Source organism: Streptomyces sp. NBC_01788, assembly GCF_035917575.1.
Taxonomy (GTDB): domain Bacteria; phylum Actinomycetota; class Actinomycetes; order Streptomycetales; family Streptomycetaceae; genus Streptomyces.
In genome coordinates this window covers 6,455,389-6,481,776 of the sequence record NZ_CP109090.1, presented here as the reverse complement: position 1 = coordinate 6,481,776, position 26,388 = coordinate 6,455,389, and the positions used below count along the sequence as shown (strand labels likewise).

General features: G+C 70.7%; 27 protein-coding genes and 1 pseudogene. 18 read left to right on the top strand and 10 right to left on the bottom strand.

Features of this window, described 5'->3' with window-relative positions:
* Nucleotides 1-173: 173 nt before the first annotated feature.
* The 7 genes from OIE49_RS29345 to OIE49_RS29315 form a co-directional block, all read right to left on the bottom strand.
* Complete coding sequence (locus OIE49_RS29345) at nucleotides 174-623, bottom strand: hypothetical protein (RefSeq protein ID WP_326804893.1); 450 nt, start codon at nucleotides 621-623, stop codon at nucleotides 174-176.
* Nucleotides 620-988: a hypothetical protein gene (locus tag OIE49_RS29340; protein WP_326804892.1), complete on the bottom strand. Its 369-nt coding sequence runs from the start codon at nucleotides 986-988 to the stop codon at nucleotides 620-622. The genes OIE49_RS29345 and OIE49_RS29340 overlap by 4 nt, the downstream gene beginning before the upstream one ends.
* The gene (locus OIE49_RS29335; protein ID WP_326804891.1) at nucleotides 985-1,626 is read right to left on the bottom strand and encodes a helix-turn-helix domain-containing protein; all 642 of its coding nucleotides are present in this window, start codon (nucleotides 1,624-1,626) and stop codon (nucleotides 985-987) included. Before OIE49_RS29335 ends, OIE49_RS29340 begins: the two co-directional genes overlap by 4 nt.
* Nucleotides 1,616-1,924, bottom strand: a complete 309-nt coding sequence (locus tag OIE49_RS29330) for a hypothetical protein (RefSeq protein ID WP_326804890.1) — start codon at nucleotides 1,922-1,924, stop codon at nucleotides 1,616-1,618. Before OIE49_RS29330 ends, OIE49_RS29335 begins: the two co-directional genes overlap by 11 nt.
* Nucleotides 1,914-2,327 carry a hypothetical protein gene (locus tag OIE49_RS29325; RefSeq protein WP_326804889.1) on the bottom strand — a complete coding sequence of 138 codons (414 nt, stop codon included), beginning with the start codon at nucleotides 2,325-2,327 and terminating at the stop codon, nucleotides 1,914-1,916. The genes OIE49_RS29330 and OIE49_RS29325 overlap by 11 nt, the downstream gene beginning before the upstream one ends.
* 85 nt (nucleotides 2,328-2,412) lie before the next feature.
* Complete coding sequence (locus OIE49_RS29320; RefSeq protein ID WP_326804888.1) at nucleotides 2,413-2,550, bottom strand: hypothetical protein; 138 nt, start codon at nucleotides 2,548-2,550, stop codon at nucleotides 2,413-2,415.
* Nucleotides 2,551-2,671: 121 nt separating this feature from the next.
* Nucleotides 2,672-2,914 carry a helix-turn-helix transcriptional regulator gene (locus OIE49_RS29315; protein WP_326804887.1) on the bottom strand — a complete coding sequence of 81 codons (243 nt, stop codon included), beginning with the start codon at nucleotides 2,912-2,914 and terminating at the stop codon, nucleotides 2,672-2,674.
* A 151-nt stretch (nucleotides 2,915-3,065) separates the two neighbouring features.
* On the opposite strand from OIE49_RS29315, the gene OIE49_RS29310 reads away from it, so the two are divergent.
* Both OIE49_RS29310 and OIE49_RS29305 read left to right on the top strand, forming a co-directional pair.
* On the top strand, nucleotides 3,066-3,557 hold the full coding sequence (locus tag OIE49_RS29310; RefSeq protein ID WP_326804886.1) for a helix-turn-helix domain-containing protein: 492 nt from the start codon (nucleotides 3,066-3,068) through the stop codon (nucleotides 3,555-3,557).
* A gap of 139 nt (nucleotides 3,558-3,696) precedes the next feature.
* Nucleotides 3,697-4,635 carry a hypothetical protein gene (locus OIE49_RS29305; RefSeq protein ID WP_326804885.1) on the top strand — a complete coding sequence of 313 codons (939 nt, stop codon included), beginning with the start codon at nucleotides 3,697-3,699 and terminating at the stop codon, nucleotides 4,633-4,635.
* Nucleotides 4,636-4,679: 44 nt separating this feature from the next.
* On the opposite strand, the gene OIE49_RS29300 is transcribed toward OIE49_RS29305, so the two are convergent.
* Nucleotides 4,680-6,107 carry a recombinase family protein gene (locus tag OIE49_RS29300; protein WP_326804884.1) on the bottom strand — a complete coding sequence of 476 codons (1,428 nt, stop codon included), beginning with the start codon at nucleotides 6,105-6,107 and terminating at the stop codon, nucleotides 4,680-4,682.
* Between the two features lie 9 nt (nucleotides 6,108-6,116).
* On the opposite strand from OIE49_RS29300, the pseudogene OIE49_RS29295 reads away from it, so the two are divergent.
* The 3 genes and pseudogenes from OIE49_RS29295 to OIE49_RS29285 all read left to right on the top strand — a co-directional run.
* Nucleotides 6,117-6,941: pseudogene (locus OIE49_RS29295) on the top strand (Rv2578c family radical SAM protein); the annotation flags it as partial.
* A gap of 134 nt (nucleotides 6,942-7,075) precedes the next feature.
* A complete protein-coding gene (locus OIE49_RS29290) occupies nucleotides 7,076-8,686 on the top strand; it encodes an alpha/beta hydrolase (RefSeq protein WP_326804883.1) in 1,611 nt (536 codons plus the stop codon).
* 101 nt (nucleotides 8,687-8,787) lie between these two features.
* Nucleotides 8,788-9,186 (top strand): RidA family protein, encoded by a 399-nt coding sequence (locus OIE49_RS29285; RefSeq protein WP_326804882.1) that lies wholly within the window; start codon nucleotides 8,788-8,790, stop codon nucleotides 9,184-9,186.
* Nucleotides 9,187-9,258: 72 nt separating this feature from the next.
* Here the strand turns inward: OIE49_RS29285 and OIE49_RS29280 are convergent, their stop codons facing one another.
* A complete protein-coding gene (locus OIE49_RS29280; RefSeq protein ID WP_326804881.1) occupies nucleotides 9,259-9,834 on the bottom strand; it encodes an adenylosuccinate lyase in 576 nt (191 codons plus the stop codon).
* A gap of 179 nt (nucleotides 9,835-10,013) precedes the next feature.
* Between OIE49_RS29280 and OIE49_RS29275 the strand changes: the two genes are divergently transcribed.
* The 12 genes from OIE49_RS29275 to pssA all read left to right on the top strand — a co-directional run bounded on the left by OIE49_RS29275 (nucleotide 10,014) and on the right by pssA (nucleotide 22,867).
* Complete coding sequence (locus tag OIE49_RS29275; protein ID WP_326804880.1) at nucleotides 10,014-10,712, top strand: alpha/beta fold hydrolase; 699 nt, start codon at nucleotides 10,014-10,016, stop codon at nucleotides 10,710-10,712.
* 30 nt (nucleotides 10,713-10,742) lie between these two features.
* Nucleotides 10,743-10,880 carry an SDR family NAD(P)-dependent oxidoreductase gene (locus OIE49_RS29270; RefSeq protein ID WP_326804879.1) on the top strand — a complete coding sequence of 46 codons (138 nt, stop codon included), beginning with the start codon at nucleotides 10,743-10,745 and terminating at the stop codon, nucleotides 10,878-10,880.
* Complete coding sequence (locus OIE49_RS29265; protein WP_326804878.1) at nucleotides 10,877-11,353, top strand: SDR family oxidoreductase; 477 nt, start codon at nucleotides 10,877-10,879, stop codon at nucleotides 11,351-11,353. Before OIE49_RS29270 ends, OIE49_RS29265 begins: the two co-directional genes overlap by 4 nt.
* A 384-nt stretch (nucleotides 11,354-11,737) precedes the next feature.
* Complete coding sequence (locus OIE49_RS29260) at nucleotides 11,738-13,543, top strand: 3-hydroxyacyl-CoA dehydrogenase family protein (RefSeq protein ID WP_326804877.1); 1,806 nt, start codon at nucleotides 11,738-11,740, stop codon at nucleotides 13,541-13,543.
* Nucleotides 13,544-13,679: 136 nt separating this feature from the next.
* Complete coding sequence (locus OIE49_RS29255) at nucleotides 13,680-14,498, top strand: TetR family transcriptional regulator (RefSeq protein WP_326804876.1); 819 nt, start codon at nucleotides 13,680-13,682, stop codon at nucleotides 14,496-14,498.
* 461 nt (nucleotides 14,499-14,959) lie between these two features.
* Entirely contained in the window at nucleotides 14,960-16,297 is a 1,338-nt protein-coding gene (gene ccrA / locus OIE49_RS29250) for a crotonyl-CoA carboxylase/reductase (RefSeq protein ID WP_326806357.1), read from the top strand.
* Nucleotides 16,298-16,306: 9 nt separating this feature from the next.
* Nucleotides 16,307-18,355 (top strand): protein meaA, encoded by a 2,049-nt coding sequence (locus tag OIE49_RS29245; protein ID WP_326804875.1) that lies wholly within the window; start codon nucleotides 16,307-16,309, stop codon nucleotides 18,353-18,355.
* The gene (locus tag OIE49_RS29240; protein WP_326804874.1) at nucleotides 18,352-19,368 is read left to right on the top strand and encodes an HpcH/HpaI aldolase/citrate lyase family protein; all 1,017 of its coding nucleotides are present in this window, start codon (nucleotides 18,352-18,354) and stop codon (nucleotides 19,366-19,368) included. Before OIE49_RS29245 ends, OIE49_RS29240 begins: the two co-directional genes overlap by 4 nt.
* 15 nt (nucleotides 19,369-19,383) lie before the next feature.
* Nucleotides 19,384-19,953 (top strand): MaoC family dehydratase, encoded by a 570-nt coding sequence (locus OIE49_RS29235; RefSeq protein WP_326804873.1) that lies wholly within the window; start codon nucleotides 19,384-19,386, stop codon nucleotides 19,951-19,953.
* A gap of 3 nt (nucleotides 19,954-19,956) precedes the next feature.
* Entirely contained in the window at nucleotides 19,957-21,198 is a 1,242-nt protein-coding gene (locus OIE49_RS29230) for an acyl-CoA dehydrogenase family protein (RefSeq protein WP_326804872.1), read from the top strand.
* A 171-nt stretch (nucleotides 21,199-21,369) separates the two neighbouring features.
* The gene (locus OIE49_RS29225) at nucleotides 21,370-22,026 is read left to right on the top strand and encodes a phosphatidylserine decarboxylase (RefSeq protein ID WP_100566584.1); all 657 of its coding nucleotides are present in this window, start codon (nucleotides 21,370-21,372) and stop codon (nucleotides 22,024-22,026) included.
* A 22-nt stretch (nucleotides 22,027-22,048) separates the two neighbouring features.
* Nucleotides 22,049-22,867: a CDP-diacylglycerol--serine O-phosphatidyltransferase gene (pssA, locus tag OIE49_RS29220; protein WP_326806356.1), complete on the top strand. Its 819-nt coding sequence runs from the start codon at nucleotides 22,049-22,051 to the stop codon at nucleotides 22,865-22,867.
* An 853-nt stretch (nucleotides 22,868-23,720) separates the two neighbouring features.
* On the opposite strand, the gene OIE49_RS29215 is transcribed toward pssA, so the two are convergent.
* Nucleotides 23,721-24,875, bottom strand: a complete 1,155-nt coding sequence (locus tag OIE49_RS29215) for a glycerate kinase (protein ID WP_326806355.1) — start codon at nucleotides 24,873-24,875, stop codon at nucleotides 23,721-23,723.
* 183 nt (nucleotides 24,876-25,058) lie between these two features.
* On the opposite strand from OIE49_RS29215, the gene OIE49_RS29210 reads away from it, so the two are divergent.
* A complete protein-coding gene (locus OIE49_RS29210; RefSeq protein ID WP_326804871.1) occupies nucleotides 25,059-26,144 on the top strand; it encodes an ADP-ribosylglycohydrolase family protein in 1,086 nt (361 codons plus the stop codon).
* Nucleotides 26,145-26,388 lie beyond the last annotated feature (244 nt).

Sequence of the window (26,388 nt, the reverse complement as noted above, 5' to 3'; positions counted from 1 at the left end):
GGTGGTGGCCGGGCCGGAGGCGGGAACGGTGTCCTCCGGCCCGGCCACGAGGGACCCGTTCCGCGCAGGCCGGGTCGCCGGAGCCTGCTTCACAGGGAGCTCCTCACCGGCCTTAGCTCCCACAGCGGCACTGCGGATACCGGCGGGTGACCTTGACGCGGAACGGGTGGTCTTCACGACAGCCTCACCGTCCGCACGGTGAAGCCGGGCGTAGGCGCGGTGCGGACGTGGTCGGCGATCTCCCGCATCTGCTCGGCCCACGACGGGGACAGCTCACGCGGCGTCTGCCCGGCCAGGGCCTTGACGACGTCGCCGTGCACCGTGTCCAGGAACTCCGGGTCCGGCAGCGGGCCGATCTCCGTGCGTGGGTTCCAACCGGTGAACGCGACCGGCCCGGCGTACGGCTGCACCCGTGCCCCGAGCGTGGCGAGCACGCAGGAGCCGACCACGTTGCGCGGGTAGTTCTTCGGGTCCAGCAGTCCGATGTCGTTGACCCAGCCGGCCACGGCCACACCCGGCAGGACCACGCGGGCCTTGCCCTCGATGCCGATCACGCGGTCCCAGTCCAGGTGGCCGTCGTGCTGGGTGAGTTCACCGTCGGCGCTGATGACGGCCCACCTCATCGGCGGCCGCCGATCCGGGTCTTGTTGCCGGGACGGTTCACGGCCGTGGCCGTGCCGCGGCGGATCTTCGCCACAGGCGCCCACACGCGCCACGTCAGGCCCTGGTCGTTGTCCCAGCTGACGAACACCATCGGCACGTGGTGGAAGTCGCCACCGAGGCAGACGGCGGTGTGGCGGCCGTAGTAGGCGCCGGGCACATGGACCGGATGGTCAGCCACGACGGTGCCCTCACGGCCGCAGGCATGGACGACGCGGGCGCCGACGGGGAACTTCTCGGCGAGTTCGAGCAGGTGCTGGCGCCGGTCGGTGTCGTGGGGCCGGACGCTGGCGTCGTAGCCCCGGAAGTCGAGTGTGCGGGCGGTCATGATCCTGCCCTTTCTGCGGTGGTACCGATGTAGCGGGCGCGGACGCCGTGGACGCCGTCCTCGCGGTAGGACTTGGCCTGCCAGGCGCCCTTGGGGCGGAAGGCGGTGAAAGCCCCCGAGCGGAGCCGGTACGCGCTCTGGGCAGCCGACTTGGCGGTGGCGTAGGTGGCGACGGTGCCCCACTGGCCAGGGTGCTGCCGCAGCTCCTCGGCACGGTCCCGGTAGGCGATGAGACCGCTGACCGGGGCCAGGTTGAACGGCTGCGGCCGCGTCACGGCCGGCTTCGGGAGCCACTCGTTGATGAGGCAGACGGCGACGGCCTGCGCGGGCGTGTCGGCACCGAGGCGGCGCATGGCCTCCTGCCGGTAGCGGCTGACCGTGGCACCGGACAGGCACAGGTCCCGGCCGATCGCCTTGCAGTGCTTGCCGTTGGCGGTGGCCGCGATGATCGCCATCTGGGTCTTGGTCAGCGGGCAGGCGTCCTTCGGCTCCGGCACGGTGGCCGACAGGCTCGTGGTGAGCCGGTCGACCTCGGCCAGCAGCATCCGAACGGCGCGTGCGCCTCCGGCGGTGGGGTTGCGCTCGACGCTGGCCCGCAGCTGCGCGAGCAGGCGGGGGCTGATCGGTTCAGCGGTCATGGCGGCCGTCGTCTCTGGCCTGCTCCAGCTGCCGGATGCGGAGCTCCAGGGCGCTGATGGCGTCCTGCTGGCGGGACACCTCACCGAGCAGCGCGGGAACGTCCCTGCGGGCGTGGCTGATGAAGGCGACGGTCGGCGCCAGGTCGACGTCCGCCCACGTCTGGAGGTAGGCGATCGGGCCGACCTGGTCCGGCGCGCCGAACTCGTTCGGCTCAACGTCCCAGGGGCCCTTGGGCGCGTCGATGACCCGGTCCTGGATCTCCGCCAGGTACGCGGCGGCGAGCGGCTCAGGCGGCACGGCGCACCGCCTGGTCCTGGCCGGCCTGCTGGGCACGGAAGTGAGCGACTTCGGCGGCGGTGAGCATCCGCTGCGCGTACACGACGACCTTGACGCCGGAGACGTCCGCGGTCGCGGTGACGCGTTCGAAGACCGTCTCGGGCGCGTAGTCACCCAGCTCGTGCTTCGCCTTGGCTCCGAGCGCGGTCGCCCAGGCGAGCGCGGCGTCGACGTCGGAGGCGTGGATGTCGAGTTCGGCGCGGCCGATCGAGACGGAGCCGGGCAGCATGTCGTAGATGCCCAGGTCGGGGTGGTCGCGGCGTAGCTGGCGGGCCGTCTGCGCGACACGGAACGCGGTGAGTTCCATCGCGTCGATGGCGGCCATGGGGTCAGGGGCGAGTGGATCGGGGATACTGGTTCCCATTGGGTCCACCTCAGTTCGCTTCAAGGTGATGGGCTGGTGGGCCAAGGGCTCGCCGGGGGCGTCCGGCGGGCCCTTTTCAATGCGTTCAGGCGGCTGTGCGGGCGGCGGGCGTTTCCCGGCGCGACTGCTGGGGCCTCATCAGGGCCCGGATGTGGTCGCGCTGTTCGGGGGTGAAGGGCGGCCAGTCGGCGACCAGCCGGCGGAGGTACTCCTCGGTGGTCACTGGCCTCCCACCTTGAATTCGCGGTCGGCCCCGCAAACGCGGCACTGCGCGCGGAGGATCCCGTTGCGATGTCCGCAGTTCGCGCACAGCCACCGGCATGCGGCCTCGATGGGCGCGCGCATCAGGCCGCGCTCCGGGTTGCGGGGTTCGGGGTCTCGTCGTCCGGCTCGGGCAGCAGGAGGTCGTGGACCTTGCAGCCGAAGATGTCGGCGGTGGCCTTGAGGTACTTGGGGGCGAGGCCGGCCCGGCCCTTTTCAAGGTCGCAGATGCGGCTCCTGCCGACCCCGAGCTGCCTGGCGAGGTCGGTCTGACTGAGACCGGCCTCGAGCCGTCGGCGGCGAAACTCCTTGGGGTCTTCGTTCATGCGATCGACTGTACGACCTTGTATCACTTTCCACAAGTGGGATGTCCTGAATGCTTCTACCGCTTGTGAACGACTGGTGCACGCGCTCGCGCTACCTACTGGACTTCCGTAAAGTTCTAGAAAGTACGAGCCATCACGAGGGGGACAAGGAATGAAGGCAGGAGAGCAGGACCAGAGCCCACCGGGCTATGGGACGCTCATCAAGATCGCCCGCGAAGCACAGGGCCTCAGCCCTGAGGTTGCGGCGAGCCACATGCCCTTCAAGTTCTCCGGCTCCAGCTGGCGGCAGATCGAGGCCGGCTACCGGGGCCGGGAACGCAAGCCGGTCGGAACAAAGCCGGCCACACTGGCCGCCATGGCGCGGACCGTGGGCCTGACAGCCGACCGCCTGCGCGAGCACCACCCGGAGGCCGCCGCGGTCCTACGAGAGATGGAGCTCCAGCATGCGCAGCAGTCACCCCCCATTCCGGAGGCGCTGCACGCGGCGCCACCCCATGTACGGCGCATGATCGAGGCCGCACTGGAGGATGTGGAACCTGCGGATCGCGCCGAACTGCTGCGCGACCTGGCGGCCGACTACGAGGCCGTCACGCGGCGCCGCGCGCGAACTTCCGGCCACCCCACGCCCCGTCGCACCGGGTAGCGGCGTTGGCCAAAACTCAATAACGGAACAGTCACGTTCCCGCCGAATGCGCGTGACCGAACACTTTCGGACGCAAGATCGAATCTCGTACAAGGGTGAACTTGTACGAGACCGACGCGCACATGCAAGGGGACGTGACATGACCTGCGTCATCGTCGCGGGTGCGCTCGGCGTCATCCTCATCACTGGGGGTCTGTTCTTGCAGCGCCTCCTCGGCAACCTGGCTCAACTTCGCCGCCAGGTAGCCGAGTGCAGGCGGCAGATCTCAGAGATCGACAGGCAGATGCGCGCCCAGCGAGCCCACATGACGATTCTCCGACAACTACTCGCAGACGAGGGCAGCGACGGCGAGCCGCCCTCGCAGCCCGCCGTCGTCAACGGCCACGACACCAGCACCCTGCCCGAGCCCCACCAACCAATGGGGCCTCAACCCGTCCGACGCAAGCGGCACCTATGGCTGTACCTAGGCGGTGCGGCAGCGGCTCTGACCGCGGCCGGAACAGCCACGATAGAACTCGGCCGCGCCCAGCGCGCCCAGTTCCTCGGAACGATGGTCGCGGCAGCAGTCACCGCAGCCACCGTGACCTTCTCAGTCCAACCCTGGACGGCGGACTCGGCGGACGAACCGCCGGCCGCCGCACCCACCGTGATCGCACCTCCCACCGATACGCCGCTGAGCAGCTACCTGCCGCAGCCCCCAGCCGTTGCACCTCCGGCACCCAGCGAGTCACCGCAGACGGCTCTTTCCGAGCCGAGTGACGGACCGTCCGCGTCGGCGGACGCCGACAGCTTGACGCCGGGCCCGGACCTCGCGGTGACGGTCCTACCCGTCGACGATGAGGTTCCTGCCGACGAGGCAGCGCCGCCCGGCGGTGGCCATGCGGAGGAGGCCGACGCGACCGCCCCCGCGCCGCCGCCGACAGGGAGACCCGGCCCGGCGGCGCCCGAAGAACACATCCCCGAGGTCCCTCCCTCACTGCCGCCGACTTCGGGGATAGATACCGCCCGACCTGAGCTGTGTCTGCACCTGAAGGTGCCGCCCCTGACCAGCACAGGCACGTGCCTTTTAAACGGGTAGCAGCGGGCTTCACCGGGCGGTGAGCGCCAGTCCGCCACCCGGAGTCAACGCAGCTTCGGGACGATCTCGATGGACTCGGGGTCGAACCTGTGCCGCCCTGGACCGCAGCTGTGGATCGTCACGGTCATCAGCATGTCGACGACGGCCCGCTTGCGGTCCAGCGGCGTCGCCGCCCACGCGGCAACGATGTCGTCAGAGCGGACCAGCTCGCCCAGGACGGCCGCCCGGGCCGGGCTGGTCATCTGCTGCTCGATCTCCTTCAGACGGTCCTTGATGCGGCGTACAGCCCTCTTGAATTCGAGGGCATCCGCCTCGTCGTCGTCAGCGAAGGCGTCAGCCATGTTCTTCAGCCGCGCCCGCAGCACTGTGGCCTTCGCGTTCAGCTCGTCCATGTCCGGCCGCTCGTCGTCCAGCAGCAGCCGGGCGGCATCCTCACGCACCAGCAACTGCGGCACAAGCCCCAGGGGCTGGCCCGGCTCGACCCCGGCGATGAGTCTGTCGATCGGCTCCGCCGTACGCCCCAAGTGCTTCACAGGCCCGCGGCACTTGTAGATCCGCGCGCCCTCGTAGGATCCCTTCGCGCTGCGCTGTGCGCTCGTGACCGTCGTCCCGTTGTTGCACACGCCGCAGCGGGCGAGGCCGGACAGCAGCCACTTGCGGGCCGGGCCCGGCGATGTCTTCCGCGACGGGTCGGTGAGTATCGCGACGGCCTGGCGCCACACGTCCTCGTTGACGATGGCGGGCCACTTCCCGGTATACGTCGTCCCGTTGTACTCGCGCAGACCGGCGTACCGTTCGTTCATCAGCAGGTAGCGCACCGCGTTGTGGGTCCAGGCTTTGCCGTTGCGGTTGAGGATCTCCCGCTTGTTCAGGTCGGCGGCGATGCCGGACAGGGTCCCGCCGGCAGCGAGGGCCTGGTACATCTTGCGGACCTCTGCGGCCTCCGTGTCGATGACCTCGTCTCCGTCCGGCGTGTAGCCGAAGCACCGCGGGCCCGTGGGGATTTCACCGCGTTCGACGCGCTGGCGCATCTCCCGTTGCTCCCGCTCGGACATCTGCTCGACCTCGAAGGTGTCGACCTCACCGAGCAGGCCGGCCAGCAGTCGCCCGGCGGCCGTGGTCAGGTCCAGCTCGGGGCCCTTGACGCAGAGCACGCTCACGCCGTGCTTGCGGAGGATCTCAATCCCGTCGGCTCGTTCTTTCCGGTTTCGCCACAGGCGGCCGAGCATGTAGACGATGATGACATCGACTTCACCCCGCTCCACGGCGGCTATCAGCCGGTCGTAGTCCGGGCGACGCTTTCCGTGTGTGGCGGACTTGTCGTTGTCGCGGAAGCGGCGGCCATCGATCGGGATGCCGCGCCTGCCGGCGAGTTCCTCGGTGTCCTCCCCCTGGCGGATGACCCCGTCTTCGTCACCAGCGTCGGCCTTGGAGATCCGCTCGTAGGTGGCGCCCCTCTGAAATGGTGTCACAACAAGAAGTGTACTTGCGTGTACTGCTTCGCGCGCAAGACGCACAGCTATCTGGACCTCGACACGGGCATCGGCTTCGACACCCAGATCGTGGTCAAGGTGAACGCGCCGGAGCTGCTGCGCCGCCAGCTCGCCTCGCGCCGCTGGCACGGCGAGCACATCGCCATGGGCACGAACGTGGACTGCTACCAGCGGGCCGAGGGCCGCTACCGGCTGATGCCGGGCATCCTGAGCGCGCTGCGCGACCACGCGAACCCGTTCTCGATCCTGACCAAGGGCACGCTGATCCTGCGCGACCTCGACCTGCTCACCCAGGCCGCCGAGGTCACCGACGTGGGCGTCTGCGTCTCGGTGGGCTTCACCGACACGGAGCTGTGGCGCACCGTCGAGCCGGGCACCCCCGCGCCCGAGCGGCGCCTGGACGTCGTGCGGACCCTCGGGGAGCACGGCATCGGCTGCGGGGTGCTGATGGCGCCGGTGATCCCGTTCCTGAGCGACCGGCCGGACCAACTGCGCGACACCGTACGGGCGATAGCGGCGGCCGGGGCCACCTCCGTCACCCCGCTGGTACTGCATCTGCGGCCCGGCGCCCGCGAGTGGTTCATGACCTGGCTCGAACAGCACCATCCGCGTCTGGTGCGCGACTACGAGCGGCTGTACGCCGAGGGCGCCTACGCCCCCAAGTGGTACCAGCGCCGGATCACTCGTCAGGTGCACGAACTGGCAAGGGAGTACGGGATCGGACCCGCACGTGCGGGAGCGGCCCGTCGCATCCAGCCGGCCGAGCCGAAACCGCCCACGCTGCCCGAACCGACGCAACTCACGCTCATTTGAGATCGTTCGAGCGCGTCACTCGGCCCAATTGGGTCAAGAATTTTCAGAACGCGTTCTTCCGCTAGGTCTTTCCGGGACGATGCGGCGAGGATCGCGAGACCGCGGTCCGCAGCCTCTCCGTCCTGGGAGGACTTATGAGAAAGAGCGCTGCCGCACTGTGCGGTGCCGCCGTCGTCATGGCCGGATCCCTCACGGCCGTCCCCGCCGACGCGAGCACCCCGCACTCCGCAGCCGCCGTGTCCGCTGCCAAGGTCACCTGGAAGAAGTGCGGCACCACCAGTCATCCCACCCTGCAGTGCGGGTCCGTGAAGGTACCGCTCGACTACCGACATCCTTCCGGCAAGATGATCACGCTGGCGCTGTCACGCGTCCCGCACACCGCCAAGACCTACCAGGGCCCCCTGCTGGTCAACCCCGGCGGTCCCGGCGGCAGCGGTCTCTCGCTCGCCGGTTTCGTCGCCTCCTCCCTGCCCAAGGGGGTCGCGGCCCAGTACGACGTCATCGGCTTCGACCCGCGCGGGGTGGGCAAGAGCTCCCCGGCGCTCGACTGCAAGCCCGGCTCGTTCAAGCCGGTGCGCCCCGACTCGGTGCCGAGCACGACCGCGATCGAGAACGCCAACCTGACGCGCGCGAAGTCCTTCGCCGCCGCCTGCGGCAAGAAGTACGCGAACGTGCTGCCGCACATCAACACGGTCAACGCGGCGACCGACATGGACTCCATCCGCAAGGCCCTCGGCGCCAAGAAGATCAATTACTTCGGTTACTCCTACGGCACCTACCTCGGCGCGGTGTACGCCAAGCTCTTCCCCGAGCGGGTGCGCCGGCTGGTCCTCGACTCGATCGTCGACCCGACGGGCGTCTGGTACAACAACAACATCCAGCAGGACTACGCCTTCGAGGGCCGCCAGCAGGCCTTCCTGGCATGGATCGCGAAGAACGACTCGACCTACCGGCTGGGCAAGGACCCGGCCCGGATCGAGGCCAAGTGGTACGCGATGCGGGCGGCGCTCGCCAAGAAGCCCGCCGGCGGCAAGGTCGGCGCCTCCGAACTGGAGGACATCTTCGTCCCGGGCGGCTACTACAACGGCTACTGGCCCTACCTCGCCCAGGCGTTCGCGGCGTACGCGAACGACAAGGAGACCGGACCGCTGGTCGAGGCGTACGCGAACTTCGGCGCCGTGGGCGCCTCCGGCGACAACGGCTACAGCGTCTACGCCTCCGTGCAGTGCAGTGACACCTCGTGGCCGCGCGACTGGCGGCAGTGGCGCAAGGACAACTGGGCCGTGCACGCCAAGGCACCGTTCCTGACCTGGAACAACGCCTGGTACAACGCGCCCTGCGCCTTCTGGCCGGTCCCCGCCAAGCGCCCGGTGAACGTCGCCAACAGCAAGCTGCCACCGGTACTGCTGTTCCAGGCGACCGACGACGCGGCCACCCCGTACCACGGCGGAGTCACGGTGCACCGGCTGCTGCGGAACTCCAGCCTCGTCGTCGAGCAGGGCGGAGGCAACCACGGCATCACGCTGAGCGGGAACGCCTGCCTGGACAAGCACCTGGCGACGTATCTGACCAACGGCAAGGTGCCGCGCGGGAAGGGCGTCGCGGACGCGGTGTGCAAGCGGCTGCCCGACCCGAAGCCCGCGAGCGCGGCGCCGTCCGCCGCGGCCGCCTCCCCGTCGGCCGCCTCCCCGGCGAGCGCCGCACGCGGGACGGCGCTGCACGACCTCGTCGGCTTCCGCGGCTGAGCGGCCGAGCCGGCTCGGCCCGTGCGCGGCAAGCGGCCTGACGGCCCGTCGGGGGCGGTGACCTGCTCGTGGATGTTCCACCCGTGGTCCACCATGGACGCATGAGTGAGCCCACCAGGATCCCCGCCCCCGACGGGGTCGCCCCCGCCGCGCACTACTCCCATGTCGTCATGGGCACCGGCCGTTTCGTCGCGATCTCCGGGCAGGTCGCCCTGGACGAGAACGGCGAACTCGTCGGTGAGGGCGACCCGGACGCGCAGGCCCGGCAGGTCTTCGAGAACCTCCGCCGCTGCCTGGCCGCCGCCGGCACGACCTTCGACCAGGTCGTGAAACTCACCTACTTCGTCACGGACACGGCCCACCTCCCGGCGCTCCGTGCCGCCCGCGCCCCCCACATACCCGACGACCGCCTGCCCGCCTCCTCGGCCGTCCAGGTCGCGGGCCTGGTCCGCCCGGAGTTCCTGATGGAGGTCGAGGCGTTCGCCGTACTGCCCGAATGAGGCGTACCGCCCGAGTGAGCCGTTCCCCGTCGCAGCGCCCGAATGCTGGGTCCTCTCGCGGCGCCCGGCCGCTCACCCGGATTTCGGTACGCGGGCCAGGGCTGCCACCGCCGCCTCCGCCAGCGCCGGGTGGGCGAGGGCCTCGGTGAGGACGGGGCGGGCCCGGACGTCGCCGAGCGTGCCCAGGCCCTCGACGCAGGCGAGGGCCACGCGGCGGTAGGGGTCGTGCGGGTGGAGCCGGCGCTCCAGGGTGGTGATCAGGGCGGGGACTGACTCGGGGGCGCGCAGTTCCACCAGCAGGCGCACCGGATGCAGGGCGTAGGCGACGCGGAGTTCGTTGGTGGCGAGGGCCGCCGCCGCGCGGGCGGTGCGGGGGTCGCCGAGGCGGGCCAGGGCGTGGGCGGCGGAGGCGCAGCGCTGCGGGTCGCGGTGGTTCAGGAGCAGGACGAGGGATTCGAAGGCCCGCGGGTCGCCCGCGAGGCCCAACCGGAACGCGGCCACTTCCCTGGCCCACAGCGGCTGTCCGGGCGCCGTCAGTACCTCGGCCAGTTCGTCCATGTCCGGGGTGGCGACCAGGTGCTCGTACGCCACCGATCCGCCCGACTCCTGCCGTAAGCGCTCCGTGAGTGATCGCAACTCTTCGTCCACGACGGCCAGCCTAGTCGCTGAGCCATTCGTGTCCTTCGGCCGGAGCGTGGGGTGTCCGAAGATTCGTCCGGGTCCTCGTTGTGACAGGTTGGCCGTGCCCCGTCCTCGGGCCCTGGCCGGTCGGGCCCGGCCATCGACGCTACTCATCCGCTGGGACCACGGAGACAGAGGAACTCACCATGTCCACCAACCACGTCGGTGTCGTGCTCGTGCACGGTGCCTGGGCGGACGGATCGAGTTGGAGCAAGGTGATCGGCCCGCTGAAGGCCGAGGGCATCGAAGTCGTCGCGGCACCCCTGCCACTGACCTCCTTGACCGATGACGTCGCGGCCCTCGACCGCGTTCTTGAGCGGCTCGACGGCCCGCTCGTCCTGGTGGGGCACGCGTATGCCGGAGCGGTGATCGGGGCGACACGCGATCCGAAGGCCGCCGCGCTGGTCTACGTGGCTGCGCTCGCGCCCGACGAAGGGGAGACCGTGGGCGACGTCTTCCATCGCGGTCGGCCGGACCCGAGGACGCCGGAGCTCCAGCCGGACGCCCACGGGCTGGTCTGGCTGCCCGAGGACGCCTTCGCCGGCGCCTTCGCACAGCACGCCCCTGCCGAGGAGCAGGCGCTGCTGGCCGCCGTGCAGCGCCCCATCGCCGCGGCCAGTATCGGTGTCCCGGTCGGACGGCCTCTGTGGAAGGACCGCCCGAGCTGGTTCCTGATCGCCGAGCAGGACCGCATGATCGCCCCGGACACGCAGCGCTTCATGGCCGAGCGGATGGGCGCACGCGCCCGCCCGCACCCGGTGGACCACGCGCCACTGGTCACCGCGCCTCAGGAGGTTGTGGACGTCGTCCTCGACGCCGTGCGGGATGTGGCGGCGTCCGCGTAATCGGCCCTCAGCGCAGGAGAAGGAATCCGCATGCCCCAGTCAGTGGCCATCGTCACCGGTGCCAGTCAGGGCATCGGCCGGTCGACCGCGATCCGGCTGGCGCGCGACTTCGTCGCGATCGCACTCGTCTCGCGGGCGCCGTCCCGCAGATCGACGTGCTCGACATGACCGACGAACAGTGGGACCACGGGCTCGCGCTCAAGCTCCACGGTGCTCGCCGCCTCACCGTCGCCGCCTGGCCGTCCCTGAGGGAGGCCAAGGGATCCGTCGTCCTGATGTCGGGCAACTCGGCGCTCTTCCCCAAGGCCCCGTACGCCGCGGTGGGCACGATCAACGCCGCGATCGTCGCACTGGCCAAGGCGTTCTCCGACCGCGGCATCACGGACGGGGTCCAGGTCAACAGCGTCCTGCCGGGACCGGTGATGACCGGCCGCCGCCGCTCGTACCTCGAACACTGGGCGCCACTGCACGACATGACCGTCGACGAGGCCACCGCGAAGTTCCCCCAGGAGGCGGGCATCGCACGCTACGGCGAACCGGACGAGATCGCCGAACTCATGGCCTTCCTCGTCTCACCGGGGGCACGCTGGATGACCGGCTCGGCCCTCCGCATGGACGGCGGCGAGGTCAAGTCCGTCTGAGCCCCCACAGCCGGTCTCCCGGGTGCGCGGCCGCCCGCGCGGGACCACATCACTGACCCAAAGGGGTGGCGCGCTCGTTACCCACCGGTTAAGCTCAGACGAGCGAGACACCCTCTCGCAATCCTCTCGCAGTGGCCTGGTGACGCAGCCACGGCGAGTGTTGTCGGTTCGGTACCCCGAGTACCGCAGTACGACCCGGCTTCGGGACAGAGCCGGTCGGCCTTCACCGGCTGCCGGGCGCACAGGCGCCCGCGGCGACCGGCGCCGGGCGCGTGCGCTCCCGGCCCGGCAACACCCGCAGATTCCTTCCTTCCGCACCCGGTACGCCCTTCGGCGTCCCCGGGACGCGTTCCCAGTCGTCACTCTCATTCCTGGAGTCCCGCGATGGCCGCTCCCCTCTCCGACACCTCCCTGTCCCCGCTGAAGACGATCGCCGTCGTCGGCCTCGGCACCATGGGCACCGGCATCACCGAGGTCCTGGCCCGTGCGGGCCGCGAGGTCGTCGGCATCGACATCAGCGAGGCGGCGGCCGCCCAGTGCGTCGCCGCCCTGGAGCACTCCACCGCCCGCGCCGTGGAACGCGGGCGCCTGACCGAGCGGGAGCGCACGGACGCGCTCGCCCGCGTGCGCACGTGCACCGACCTGACCGCGGCGGCCGGCGCCGACCTGGTCATCGAGGTGGCGCCGGAGTCGTACGAGACCAAGCAGCAGATCTTCCGGGAACTGGACGGCATCGTGCGGCCGGGGGCGATCCTGGCCACCGGCACCAACGCCCTGTCGGTGACCCGCCTGGCCGCCGACTCCGCCCACCCGGAGCGGGTGCTGGGAGTGCACTTCTTCAACCCCGCGCAGGCCATGCGGCTGGTCGAGATCGTCTCCTCGGTGCTGACCGCCCCGCAAGCCGTTCAGGCGGTCACCGACCTCGCCCTGGAACTCGGCAAGGAGCCCGTCGCGGTCGGCGACCGGCCCGGATTCGTCGCCGACGGGCTGCTGTTCGGCTACCTCAACCAGGCCGCCGCGATGTACGAGGCCAGGTACGCCTCCCGCGAGGACATCGACGCCGCGATGCGGCTCGGCTGCGGACTGCCGATGGGCCCGCTGGCACTGCTCGACCTGATCGGTGTCGACACCGCGCGCACGGTCCTGGAGGCCATGTACACCGAGTCCCGCGACCGGCTGCACGCACCCGCGCCGATCCTGAAGCAGCTCAGCGAGGCCGGCCTCACGGGCCGCAAGGCGGGCCGCGGCTTCTACACCTACGAGGCACCGGGCAGCGGCGCCGTCGTGCGGGACGCGCTGACCCCGCCGTCCGGCGACGTCCTCGGCCCCGGCCGCCCGGTGCGCTCCGTCGGCGTCGCCGGCTCGGGCACCATGGCCTCCGGGATCGCCGAGGTGTTCGCGAAGGCCGGGTACGAGGTCGTGCTGGCCGCCCGCAGCGCGGAGAAGGCGCAGACCGCCAAGGCCCGTATCGGCAAGTCGCTTTCCCGCTCCGTCGACAAGGGGCGGCTGACCGCCGAGGCCGCCGCGCGGACCCTGGACCTGATCACGGCGACCGGCAGCCTCGACGACTTCGCCGACGTGGATCTCGCGGTCGAGGCCGTCGCCGAGGACCTGGAGGTCAAGCAGCAGTTGTTCGCGGCACTGGACAAGGTGTGCAAGCCGGGCGCGATCCTGGCCACCACCACCTCCTCGCTCCCCGTGGTCGCCTGCGCCCGCGCCACCTCGCGCCCGCACGAGGTGATCGGCATGCACTTCTTCAACCCGGCGCCGGCGATGAAGCTCGTCGAGGTCGTCCGCACGGTGCTGACGGCGGACGACGTCCACGCGACGGTCCGCGAGGTGTGCGCCAGGGTCAAGAAGCACGCCGTCGACTGCGGGGACCGCGCGGGCTTCATCGTCAACGCCCTGCTGTTCCCGTACCTCAACAACGCCGTCAAGATGGTGCAGGAGCACTACGCGTCCCTGGACGACATCGACGCGGCGATGAAGCTCGGCGGCGGCTATCCCATGGGCCCGTTCGAACTGCTCGACGTCGTCGGCCTGGACGTCTCGCTGGCCATCGAGAGGGTCCTGCACCGCGAGTTCCGCGACCCGGGCCTGGCCCCGGCCCCGCTCCTGGAGCATCTGGTGGCCGCGGGCTGCCTCGGCCGCAAGACGGGCCGCGGCTTCCGCGAATATGCCCGGCGCTGACCGCTCCGGCGACCGGTTCGCGGACGGACGGGAGTGGGGCGGCCTGCTGGAGCCGGCGGCCGCTCCCCCGTCCACCGGGGACGGAGGAAGGCGGGGACGTGCGCACCAGGCCGCGCACATGCAGTACGTTCGGGTCATGCCCCAGCCCGCCAGGTCCACACGTACACCCGCCACGCCCGACGCGCCGGAGAGCGCCGCGGGCTCCCGCGCGGCCGCCCAACGGCTCAAGATGCGCCGGGAGCTGGCGGCCGCCGCGATGGAGCTGTTCGCTACCAAGGGGTACGAGGCGACCACGGTCGACGAGATCGCCGCGGCGGCCGGGGTCGCCCGGCGCACCTTCTTCCGCCACTTCCGTTCCAAGGAAGAGGCCATCTTCCCCGACCACGACGACACCCTGATCCGCGCCGAGGCCGTCCTGAACGCGGCCCCCGCGCACGAGCATCCGCTCGACACGGTGTGCCGGGGCATCAAGGAAGTCATGAAGATGTACGCGGCGCAGCCGGAGATCTCGGTCGCCCGCTACCGGCTGACCCGCGAGGTGCCCACGCTGCGCGAGGCGGAGATCGCCTCCGTGGCCCGTTACGAGCGCCTGTTCACGCGTTATCTGCTGGGTCACTTCGACGAGCGGGTGCACGCCGACGACGCCAACGACGACCCGCTGCTCGCGGAGGTCGCCGCGTCCGCCGTGGTCACCGCGCACAACCACGTGCTGCGACGCTGGCTGCGGGCCGAGGGCCGGGGAGACGTCGAGGCGCAGCTCGACCACGCCTTCGCGATCGTGCGCAAGACGTTCGGCACCGGTATCGGGGCCGGCCGCGCGGCGGCGCCCGGGTCCGGTCCCGGGCCCTCGGCGGCGGTGTCCCAGCAGGGCGAGGTGCTGGTGGCGGTCGCCCGCACCGACGCCCCGCTGGAAGAGGTCATGCGCACCATCGAGGAGGCGCTGAAAGAGCGCTGAGAGGCCTCGCGACAGCGAGGACCATGCACGCGCACGTACTCACGGCCACCCCACGGGGTGGCCGTTTTGGCATGTCGGAGCCCCTTTTCCGTCGGCTCGGCAGCCCCGTTCGATCGATCATCGCTCATCTGTTGCGCAAAGTTTTCGTCTGAGCGAAAATTCTGGCACTGAGTGCCTTGCAGGATGACACGCGGTGTCATACGTTGAAGGTGTCCGGGCGGCCGGCGGGCGGCAGAACCGCACGCACGCCGGCTGTCCCAGCAAGCCAATGGCGGCTCGCACGCCCGGACGCCTGCGTCACAGGCAACCTCCCGCGCCACAAAGCGCTGCCGAAAGCCCCAGCCGCCGAACCGGCGGCACCCGGCCGGACCGCCGGCCCCCTCACCGCCCCTCAGCAGCACCGACGTAACCCTCAGCGCCCCTCCCCCGGGGCGCTCGACGCCGGAGGCAACACCGTGACCGTGAAGGACATCCTGGAGGCGATCCAGTCGCCGGACGCCGCGTCCGCCGACTTCGCCGCCCTGCCACTGCCCGAGTCGTACCGCGCGATCACCGTGCACAAGGACGAGACGGAGATGTTCGCCGGGCTCGCCACCCGCGACAAGGACCCGCGCAAGTCCCTGCACCTGGACGAGGTGCCGGTGCCCGAGCTGGGCCCCGGTGAGGCCCTGGTGGCCGTCATGGCCTCCTCGGTCAACTACAACTCGGTGTGGACCTCGATCTTCGAGCCGCTGTCGACGTTCGGCTTCCTGGAGCGCTACGGCCGGCTCAGCGAACTCACCAGGCGCCACGACCTGCCGTACCACATCATCGGTTCCGACCTGGCCGGCGTCGTCCTGCGCACCGGCCCCGGCGTCAACGCCTGGCACCCCGGTGACGAGGTCGTCGCGCACTGCCTCTCCGTCGAGCTGGAGTCCAGCGACGGCCACAACGACACGATGCTCGACCCGGAGCAGCGCATCTGGGGCTTCGAGACCAACTTCGGCGGCCTCGCCGAGGTCGCGCTCGTCAAGTCCAACCAGCTGATGCCCAAGCCCGGCCATCTGAGCTGGGAGGAGGCCGCCGCCCCCGGCCTGGTCAACTCCACCGCCTACCGCCAGCTCGTCTCCCGCAACGGCGCCGGCATGAAGCAGGGCGACAACGTGCTCATCTGGGGCGCGAGCGGCGGACTCGGCAGCTACGCCACGCAGTTCGCCCTCGCCGGCGGCGCGACCCCCGTCTGCGTCGTCTCCAGCGAACAGAAGGCGGACATCTGCCGCGCCATGGGCGCCGAGGCGATCATCGACCGCACCGCCGAGAACTACCGGTTCTGGAAGGACGAGCACACCCAGGACCCCAAGGAGTGGAAGCGCTTCGGCAAGCGCATCCGCGAACTCACCGGCGGCGAGGACGTCGACATCGTCTTCGAGCACCCCGGCCGCGAGACGTTCGGCGCGAGCGTCTACGTCACCCGCAAGGGCGGCACCGTCGTCACCTGCGCCTCCACCTCGGGCTACACCCACGAGTACGACAACCGCTACCTGTGGATGTCCCTGAAGCGCATCATCGGCTCCCACTTCGCCAACTACCGCGAGGCCTGGGAGGCCAACCGCCTCATCGCCAAGGGGAAGATCCACCCCACGCTGTCCCGGGTCTACTCCCTCGAGGACACCGGGCAGGCGGCGTACGACGTGCACCGCAACCTGCACCAGGGCAAGGTCGGCGTGCTGTGCCTGGCGCCCGAGGAGGGCCTCGGCGTGCGCGACGAGGAGATGCGCGCCCGGCACATCGACGCCATCAACCGCTTCCGGAACATCTGAGAGGCGCACATGAGTGAGCGTCAGACACCCAGGGCCCACGGGGACAGAGACCGGCCGTGGCTCATGCGCACCTACGCGGGCCACTCCACGGCCGAGGCCTCCAACGAGCTGTACCGGCGCAACCTCGCCAAGGGCCAGACCGGTCTGTCGGTGGCGTTCGACCTGCCGACGCAGACCGGCTACGACCCCGACCACATCCTCGCCCGCGGCGAGGTCGGCCGGGTCGGCGTGCCGGTCGCGCACCTCGGCGACATGCGCCGGCTGTTCCAGGACATCCCCCTGGAGCAGACGAACACCTCGATGACCATCAACGCCACCGCCATGTGGCTGCTGGCGCTGTACCAGGTCGTCGCGGAGGAGCAGGGCGCGGACATCACCAAGCTCCAGGGCACGACCCAGAACGACATCGTCAAGGAGTACCTGTCCCGCGGCACCCATGTCTTCCCGCCGGGCCCGAGCCTCCGGCTGACCACGGACATGATCGCGTACACGGTCTCCCACATGCCCAAGTGGAACCCGATCAACATCTGCAGCTACCACCTCCAGGAGGCAGGCGCCACGCCGGTGCAGGAGATCGCGTACGCGATGTCCACCGCGATCGCCGTCCTGGACGCGGTGCGCGACAGCGGCCAGGTGCCCCAGGAGCGCATGGGTGACGTCGTCGGACGGATCTCCTTCTTCGTGAACGCGGGCGTCCGCTTCGTCGAGGAGATGTGCAAGATGCGGGCGTTCGGCCGCGTCTGGGACCGGATCACCCGCGAGCGGTACGGCATCGAGGACCCCAGGCACCGCCGTTTCCGCTACGGCGTCCAGGTCAACTCCCTCGGCCTGACCGAGGCGCAGCCGGAGAACAACGTCCAGCGGATCGTCCTGGAGATGCTGGCCGTCACCCTCTCCAAGGACGCACGTGCGCGTGCCGTGCAGCTGCCGGCCTGGAACGAGGCCCTCGGCCTGCCCAGGCCCTGGGACCAGCAGTGGTCCCTGCGCATCCAGCAGGTGCTGGCCTACGAGTCGGACCTGCTGGAGTACGAGGACATCTTCGAGGGCTCGAAGGTGATCGAGGCGAAGGTGGCGGACCTGGTCGAGGCGGTGCTCGCCGAGATGGAGCACATCCAGGAGCTGGGCGGCGCGATGGCCGCCGTGGAGTCCGGCTACCTGAAGTCGCAGCTGGTCGCCTCGCACGCCGAGCGCCGGGCCCGGATCGAGTCGGGCCAGGAGAAGATCGTCGGCGTCAACGTGTTCGAGGGCACCGAACCGAACCCGCTCACCGCCGATCTGGACACCGCGATCCAGACGGTCGACCCGGCGGTCGAGACCCGCGTGACCGACTCGCTCCTGCGCTGGCGCGACACCCGCTACCAGCCGCCGTTCAACCACCCGCGCCCCTGCAAGGCGCTGGAGCGGCTGAAGGAGGCGGCCAAGGGCACCGGCAACCTCATGGAGGCCACGCTGGAGTGCGCCCGCTCGGGTGTCACGACCGGCGAGTGGGCCGGGGCCCTGCGCGAGGTGTTCGGCGAGTTCCGGGCGCCCACCGGCGTGTCGTCGGCGCCGGTCGCCGTCACCGCCGAGGAGGGCTCGGCGATGGCCGGGGTGCGCCGCCGGGTGGAACTGACGGCCCGTGACCTCGGTGTGGGCAAGCTGCGCTTCCTGGTCGGCAAGCCGGGCCTGGACGGCCACTCCAACGGCGCCGAGCAGATCGCCGTACGGGCCCGCGACGCCGGGTTCGAGGTGGTCTACCAGGGCATACGGCTCACCCCCGAGCAGATCGTGGACGCGGCCCTCGCCGAGGACGTGCACGCGGTCGGCCTGTCCATCCTGTCCGGCTCGCACGCCCGGCTCGTGCCGGACGTGCTGGAGCGGCTGCGCCGGGCCGGCGCCGCCGACATCCCGGTGATCGCCGGCGGGATCATCCCGAACGGCGACGCCGAGCAGCTCAGGGCCGCCGGAGTGGCCGCGGTGTTCACCCCGAAGGACTTCGACATCACCGGGATCATCGGCCGTATCGTCGACGAGATCCGGAAAGCGAACAAGCTCGACCCCTTGGAGGTCCCCGCATGACCGCCCACCCGTCGCCCACCACCACCCTTCCAACGGGCGGCTCCGCCGCACGGCCTTCTTTCGACCGCCTTCGTCCCCGGCGCTCCTGTCTGGCCGTACCGGGCTCGAACCCCCGTTTCCTGGAGAAGGCGCAGGGGCTGGCCGCCGACCAGGTGTTCCTGGACCTGGAGGACGCCTGCGCGCCGCTGGCGAAGCCGGAGGCGCGGCACACCATCGTCAAGTTCCTCAACGAGGGCGACTGGACGGGCAAGACCAGGGTGGTGCGGGTCAACGACTGGACGACGGAGTGGACGTACCGCGACGTCGTGACGGTGGTCGAGGGCGCGGGCCAGAACCTGGACTGCGTGATGCTGCCGAAGGTGCAGGACGCCCAGCAGGTGGTGGCGCTGGACCTGCTGCTGACGCAGATCGAGAAGACGATGGGCTTCGAGGTGGGCCGCATCGGCATCGAGGCGCAGATCGAGAACGCCCGGGGCCTGAACAACGTCAACGAGATCGCGCAGGCCTCCGGGCGGCTCGAGACGATCGTCTTCGGCCCGGCCGACTTCATGGCGTCGATCAACATGAAGTCGCTCGTCGTGGGCGAGCAGCCGCCCGGCTATCCGGCGGACGCCTACCACTACATCCTGATGAAGATCCTGATGGCCGCGCGTGCCAACGACCTCCAGGCGATCGACGGTCCCTACCTGCAGATCCGCAACGTCGAGGGCTTCCGTGAGGTGGCGGGGCGGGCCGCCGCGCTCGGCTTCGACGGCAAGTGGGTGCTGCACCCCGGTCAGGTGGAGGCCGCCAACGAGGTGTTCTCGCCCTCCCAGGAGGACTACGACCACGCCGAGCTGATCCTGGACGCGTACGAGTACTGCACGTCCGAGGCGGGTGGCAAGAAGGGCTCGGCGATGCTCGGCGACGAGATGATCGACGAGGCCAGCCGGAAGATGGCGCTGGTGGTCGCGGGCAAGGGCCGCGCGGCCGGCATGCGGCGCACGTCGAAGTTCGAGATGCCCACCGACTAGAAAGGCCTGAGCGGCATGCAGTTCGGACGGACCTACGAGGAGTTCGAGGTCGGGGCGGTCTACAAGCACTGGCCGGGCAAGACGGTCACGGAGTACGACGACCATCTGTTCTGCCTCCTCACCATGAACCACCACCCGCTCCACATGGACGCCAACTACGCCGAGAAGACGACCGACTTCGGCAGGAACGTCGTCGTGGGCAACTACATCTACTCCCTGCTGCTCGGCATGTCCGTCCCGGACGTCTCCGGCAAGGCCATCGCCAACCTGGAGATCGAGTCGCTCAAGCATGTGGCGCCGACCTTCCACGGCGACACGGTCTACGGCGAGACGACGGTGCTGGACAAGTGGCCGTCGAAGTCGAAGAGCGACCGCGGCATCGTCCACGTCGAGACCAGGGGCTACAAGCAGGACGGCACGCTGGTGTGCACCTTCCGCCGCAAGGTGATGGTGCCGACCGAGACGTACACCAAGGAGCGCGGCGGCGAGCAGCCCGGCCGCCCGCCCGTCTCCCACCATCACCCTCAAACGACGCCCCTGCGGGGCGACACACCCAGTTCGGAACCCAGGGAGCAGGGGAAGTAGGCCATGGCCCGACTCGCCCAGACCGCCGGTCTGACGGACGTGCAGCAGGAGATCGTCTCCACCGTCCGTGACTTTGTCGACAAGGAGATCATCCCGGTCGCGACCGGACTGGAGCACCGCGACGAGTATCCGCAAGCGATCGTGGACGGCCTGAGGGAACTGGGCCTGTTCGGTCTGATGATCCCCGAGGAGTACGGGGGCCTGGGCGAGTCGCTCCTCACCTACGCGCTGTGCGTGGAGGAGATCGCCCGCGGCTGGATGTCGGTGTCCGGCATCATCAACACCCACTTCATCGTCGCGTACATGCTCAAGCAGCACGGCACGCAGGAACAGAAGGACCACTTCCTGCCCCGGATGGCGGCCGGCGACATCCGCGGCGCCTTCTCCATGTCGGAGCCGGGCCTGGGCTCCGACGTGTCGGCGATCACCTCCAAGGCGGTCAAGGACGATGGGGGCACCTCCCGCTCGAGCGCAGTCGAGAGTGGGGGAGAGTACGTCCTGACCGGCCAGAAGATGTGGCTGACCAACGGCGGCACCTCCTCCCTCGTCGCCGTCCTGGTCCGCAGTGACGAGGGTCACCCGGAGGGCACCGCGCCCCACAAGTCGATGACGACCTTCCTGGTGGAGAAGGAGCCCGGCTTCGGCGAGGTCCGCCCCGGCCTCACCATCCCCGGCAAGATCGACAAGATGGGCTACAAGGGCGTCGACACCACCGAACTCATCATGGACGGCCTGCGCGTACCCGCCGACCGGGTGCTCGGCGGCGCCACGGGGCGCGGCTTCTACCAGATGATGGACGGCGTCGAGGTCGGCCGGGTGAACGTCGCCGCCCGGGGCTGCGGCGTCGCCCAGCGCGCCTTCGAGCTCGGCGTGGCCTACGCCCAGCAGCGCCACACCTTCGGCAAGCCGATCGCCCAGCACCAGGCCATCCAGTTCAAACTGGCGGAGATGGCCACCAAGGTCGAGGCCGCCCATGCCATGATGGTCAACGCCGCCCGTAAGAAGGACTCGGGCGAGCGCAATGACCTTGAGGCAGGCATGGCAAAATACCTGGCCTCCGAATACTGCAAGGAGGTCGTCGAGGACGCGTTCCGCATCCACGGCGGGTACGGCTTCTCCAAGGAGTACGAGATCGAGCGCCTGTACCGTGAGGCCCCCATGTTGCTCATCGGTGAAGGCACCGCCGAGATCCAGAAAATGATCATCGGCCGCAGACTGCTCGAAGAGTATCGGTTCCAGGGCTGAATGTCCGTCTACGGGGTGTTTTCTTCGAGAAGAAGATCACACCCCGTCAACGGTGTTCGACAGCCGACTCGGCAGCTCGGCTTACCCAGTTGTGGCCCTTAACCGCTACGATCGCGGAAAGCCGCCGTCCCCCGTCGAAAGCGCGGCATCATCCGCTTACGAAGGTCATCCATGCCCCACAGCCAAACCCCTGCACATCGTGACAGCCTGGCCGGCGTACGCCTTGCGCGCGGAGCATCGCCGTGGCTTCTCCCGACCGTCGCCACCGCGGCCGTCAGCCTGCTGCGCGCCCGCCGCTCGGGTGCTGCCAAGGCCGTAGCCGTTCCCGCCACCGCGCTGGCGGCGGGAATGCTGTGGTTCTTCCGGGACCCCGAGCGCGAGATCGCCCAGGGTCGCGTCATCTCGCCGGCCGACGGTGTGGTGCAGAGCATCATGCCGTGGAAGGACGGCCGTACGCGCGTCGCGATCTTCATGAGCCCGCTGAACGTCCACGTCAACCGCGCCCCGCTCTCCGGCACGGTCACGTCGGTCGAGCACGTCCCCGGCGGTTTCGTTCCGGCTTTCAACAAGGAGAGCGAGAACAACGAGCGGGTCGTCTGGCACTTCGACACCGAGCTCGGCGACATCGAGATGGTGCAGATCGCCGGCGCGGTGGCCCGCCGCATCGTCCCCTACATCCCGTCCGGCACCAAGGTCGAGCAGGGCGAGCGGGTCGGTCTGATCCGTTTCGGCTCGCGCGTCGACCTGTACCTGCCCGAGGGTGTGGACGTCGCGGTCGAGGTCGGCCAGAAGACCGTGGCTGGGGTGACTCGCATTGACCGTGATTGATCCCGAGACCCAGGCCGGCTGGGTGCCGGAGGCGGACGAGGTGGACGAAGAGGAGGAGATGCCCCTCTCGTTGCGGCTGTCGATAGCGGACACCCTCACCCTGGGCAACGCGACCTGCGGCTTCATGGCGGTGTACTTCACCACCACCGGCATCCTGATCCCGCACCTGACCGGCAACGACGAGTCGGCGGGCATGGCCCGGCACAGCGCCGCCACGGCGGTCATCCTGATGCTGTGCGCGGCGGTCTTCGACCTGTTCGACGGCCTGGTCGCGAGGAAGCTGCGCTCCTCCCCCATGGGCGCCGAGCTGGACAACCTCTCCGACCTGATCAGCTTCGGCCTGGCGCCGGCGTACTTCGTCCTCGTCTACGGCATGGTCGCGGACGACGCCCATCAGAGGGTGGCGGCCCTCGGCGCGATCGTGGTGCTGCTGGCGGTAGTCCTGCGGCTCGCCAGGTTCTCCTGCGTGACGCTGAAGGACGGCATGTTCCAGGGCATGCCGTCACCCTTCGGCGCGCTGACGGTGGTCTCCATCGTCCTGCTGGAGCTGCCCTTCGTGGCCACGCTGCTGGCGATCGTCGGCACGGCATGGCTGATGGTGAGCCGCGTGGAGTACCCGAAGCCGAGGGGCCGCCTCGCGGTGGCCATGCTGTCCTGGATCGTCCTCTCGATGGGTCTCCTGGCAGCCTGGGCCTTCGACGCCCCCAGCGGCCAGCTCCTCCTCCAGACCGGCTGCGCCCTGCAACTGGTCATGGGCGCGGTGATCCCCCTCTTCGCCACGGCCCGCCGAGTGAACAACTTCCGCGACAACCGCCGCGAGGCACGAGCGGCCCAGCCGTAACGCTCCGCTGCACCCACGGAACACCGAAGGGCCCCGAACCGAGAGGTTCGGGGCCCTTCGCTGTGAGGTGGGATGCCGGGGGCGCGGACCGGGTCCGGGGGGACCGAGCGCGGGGGGGGGCTGGGGGGGGGAGGCGACGGAGGGAGCGCATCCCCGCGGGGGCAAGGCCTGGGGCGAAGCCCCGCCGGGACACAGGGGGCGGAGCCACCGAGGCCTGGGACGAAGCCCCGCCGGGGCACACGGGCGCACCCCTGCGGGGTGCAGGGGCGGAGCCCTGGGGTGCAGGGGCGCAGCCCCGCCGGGGTGCTGGGGCGGAGCCCTGGGGTGCAGGGGCGCAGCCCCGCCGGGGTGCTGGGGCGGAGCCCTGGGGTGCAGGGGCGCAGCCGCGCCGGGGTCTGGGGCGGAGCCCCAGGGAACGGGCACCCCCGCACCCACCGAGTCGGGCGGGCGGGTGGGCCACAACTGGGGCGGAACCCCGGCGCGGACTGCGGCGGAGCCCGCCAAGGTCCGGGGCGGAGCCCCGCCCGGGGGTGCAGGGGCGCAGCCCCGCCGGGGTGCTGGGGCGGAGCCCCAGGGCACGGCCCCCTCGACCCACCGAGTCGGGCGGGCGGGTGGGCGAGAACCAGGGCGGAGCCCCGGCGCGGCTGCCGCGGAGCCCCAAGGCACAGCCCCCTCGACCCACCGTGCCGGGCGGGCGGCGGGCGAGAATCGGCACGCAGCCGCGCCGGGGTCTGAGGCGGAGCCCCAGGGAACGGGCACCCCCGCACCCACCGAGTCGGGCGGGCGGGTGGGCGAGAACCGGGGCGGAGCCCCGGAAAAAAGGCGCCCCACAGGCCGGTGGGCAGGGCGCGACTCAGCCCAGACAGTCGGTGCCGATTCGTTCGGCGACCCGCTCCAGGATCGGCCCCGCCTCCGCGATGCACGTGGCAACGTCCGGCTCGACCTCCGTCAACGCGTACGCGCGCCGAATCCCGGCACGTTCCAGAACCTCCGGCCCCAGCGCCAGCCGCCCGCAGACCGCGACGACATCCTTCCCCGCCGCCCGCGCCGCCGCCGCGACCCCGGCCGGAGCCTTCCCGTGCAGCGTCTGCTCGTCCAGGGATCCCTCACCGGTGATCACCAAAGAGGCCCGCTCCAGCGCCGGGGCGAAGCCCAGCACATCGAGCATGACCTCGATCCCGGCCTGGAACCGCGCCCCGAGCAGCATCGCCCCGAACCCGATACCACCCGCCGCACCCGCCCCCGGCGACGCCGCGTACTCGGCGGCCAGGCTCCCAGCCCCGGCCCCGGCCCCGCCCACACCCTCCAGCACCTTCGCGAAGTGCGCGAGCGCCGCGTCCAGCGTCGCCACGTCCTCCGCCGACGCACCCTTCTGCGGCCCGTAGACCGCCGGCGCACCCTTCGGCCCGGTCAGCGGATTGTCGACGTCACTGGCGAGCACCAGCTCCACCGCGGCGAGCCGCGGGTCGAGCCCGGACAGGTCGGCCCGGGCGAGTTCCGCCAGCCCCCCACCCCCCGGAGGGATCGGCTCCCCGTCCGCGTCCAGGAACCGCGCCCCGAGCGCGGACAGCATCCCCGCGCCCCCGTCGGTCGTCGCGCTCCCGCCCACGCCGAACACGATCGTGCGCGCCCCCGCGTCCAGCGCGGCCCGCAGCAGCTCCCCGGAGCCGTACGTGGAGGCCGTGAGCGGCGCGAACACACCGGCGGGCAGCCGCTGCAACCCACTGGCCTCGGCCATCTCCACGACCGCCGTGTCACCGCGCAGCGCGAACGCGGCGGTCACCTCGTCCCCGAGGGGACCCTCGACCCGTACCTCCCGGCGCTCGAACCCGGCCGCGACCGCCGCGTCCACGGTCCCGTCGCCGCCGTCGGCGACGGGCAGCGCCTCCACCTCCACGTCCGGCGCGACCCGGCGCAACCCGGCCGTCACACGCTCGGCGACCTGCACGGCCGTCAGCGATCCCTTGAACTTGTCCGCGGCGACCAGCACCCGCCGGGTGCCTCGCACTGCAGCGTCCGCCACCTTGACATCCCCTTGCTCTCCGGGGCCCCACAGGTCAGGGCCAGTCGCGCCGTTGCGACCTTAACCGGCGACCGCCCCCGCCGTCATGCCCCGCCCGGACCGTGAGAAGCCCCTGACGTGCCGGTGAACCCCGCGCGACCACCCCCGGAATCGGGTAGACCGGTTTCCATGAGCGCTGTGGACACCGCCGTGGACGCCGGACCGGGGCTCGCCGACCGCATCCTCGGCGGCTGGCTCGGCCGGATCGCCGGCAACATGCTCGGCAAGCCGGTGGAGCAGGGCGAGGTGTGGACGCGCGACCGCATCGACCACTATCTGCGCGCGGCCGGCGCGCGGCCGCTCACCGACTACCTCCCCGAACCGGCCGTCGACCACGACGGCCCGCCGCTGCGTCCCGAGTGGCGGAGCTGCGTACGCGGCCGGATCCACGGCAGCTGCCGCGACGACGACGTCGACTACGCGATCCTGGGCCTGGACCTCCTGGAGACGCACGGCTTCGGCTTCACCACCGAGCAGGTCGGCGAGCTGTGGCTGCTGCGCCTGCCGTACCTCCAGACGTTCACCGCGGAGCGGGCCGCATACCGCAATCTCGCCAACGGGCTCAAGCCGCCCCTGACGGCCACGTACGGCAACCCGTACCAGGAGTGGATCGGCGCCCTGATCCGCGCCGACATCCACGGCTGGACCAGCCCCGGCGACCCGCGCCGCGCCGCCTCGCTGGCCCGCCGCGACGCGGTGCTGTCGCACACCGGCAACGGCGTCTACGGCGCCATGTGGGCGGCGGCACTGATCGCGGCGGCCTTCACCACGCCGACCGTCCGCGCCGCCGTCGACACCGCGCTGACGGTGATCCCGGCCGGCAGCCGTCTGGCCCGCACGGTGCGCCGGACGGTCGCCCTGCACGAGGCCGGCCTGCCCTGGGAGGAGACGCTCGACGTGCTCGCGGACGAGACCGCGGGCCTCGGCTGGATCCACACGGTCCCGAACGCCGCCGTCATCACGGCCGGTCTGCTCTACGGCGGCGGCGACTTCACCCGCACCCTCGCGCTGACCGTCCGCGCCGGCCTGGACACCGACTCCAACGGCGCGACGGCCGGCTCGGTGGCGGGCGTCATGACGGGCGCGGCGACCGTACCGGCCCAGTGGAAGGACCCCCTCGAGGACACGGTCCGCAGCGCGGTCTTCGGCTTCGACGGCGTCCGCATCAGCGAACTCGCCGAACGCACCCTGCGTCTGGCCCTCCTCGACGCCTGAGGGAACCGGACCGGCGGGACCCGGTACCCGCCGACTTCTGCTACGGCATGGTGCGTTCCGTCCGGTCTTCTCACCCTTCTTCACAACATGAACACGCCACGGTCACCAATCCGCACACACGCGGACTCTCACCCCGCGAGCCGGGATCCTGGTCCGGCAACGTCCCCACCAGCCCTGACGGTCGGCAGAAACGCAGAAACGCAGAAACACAGAGACACAGAGACACAGAGACACAGAAGCCACT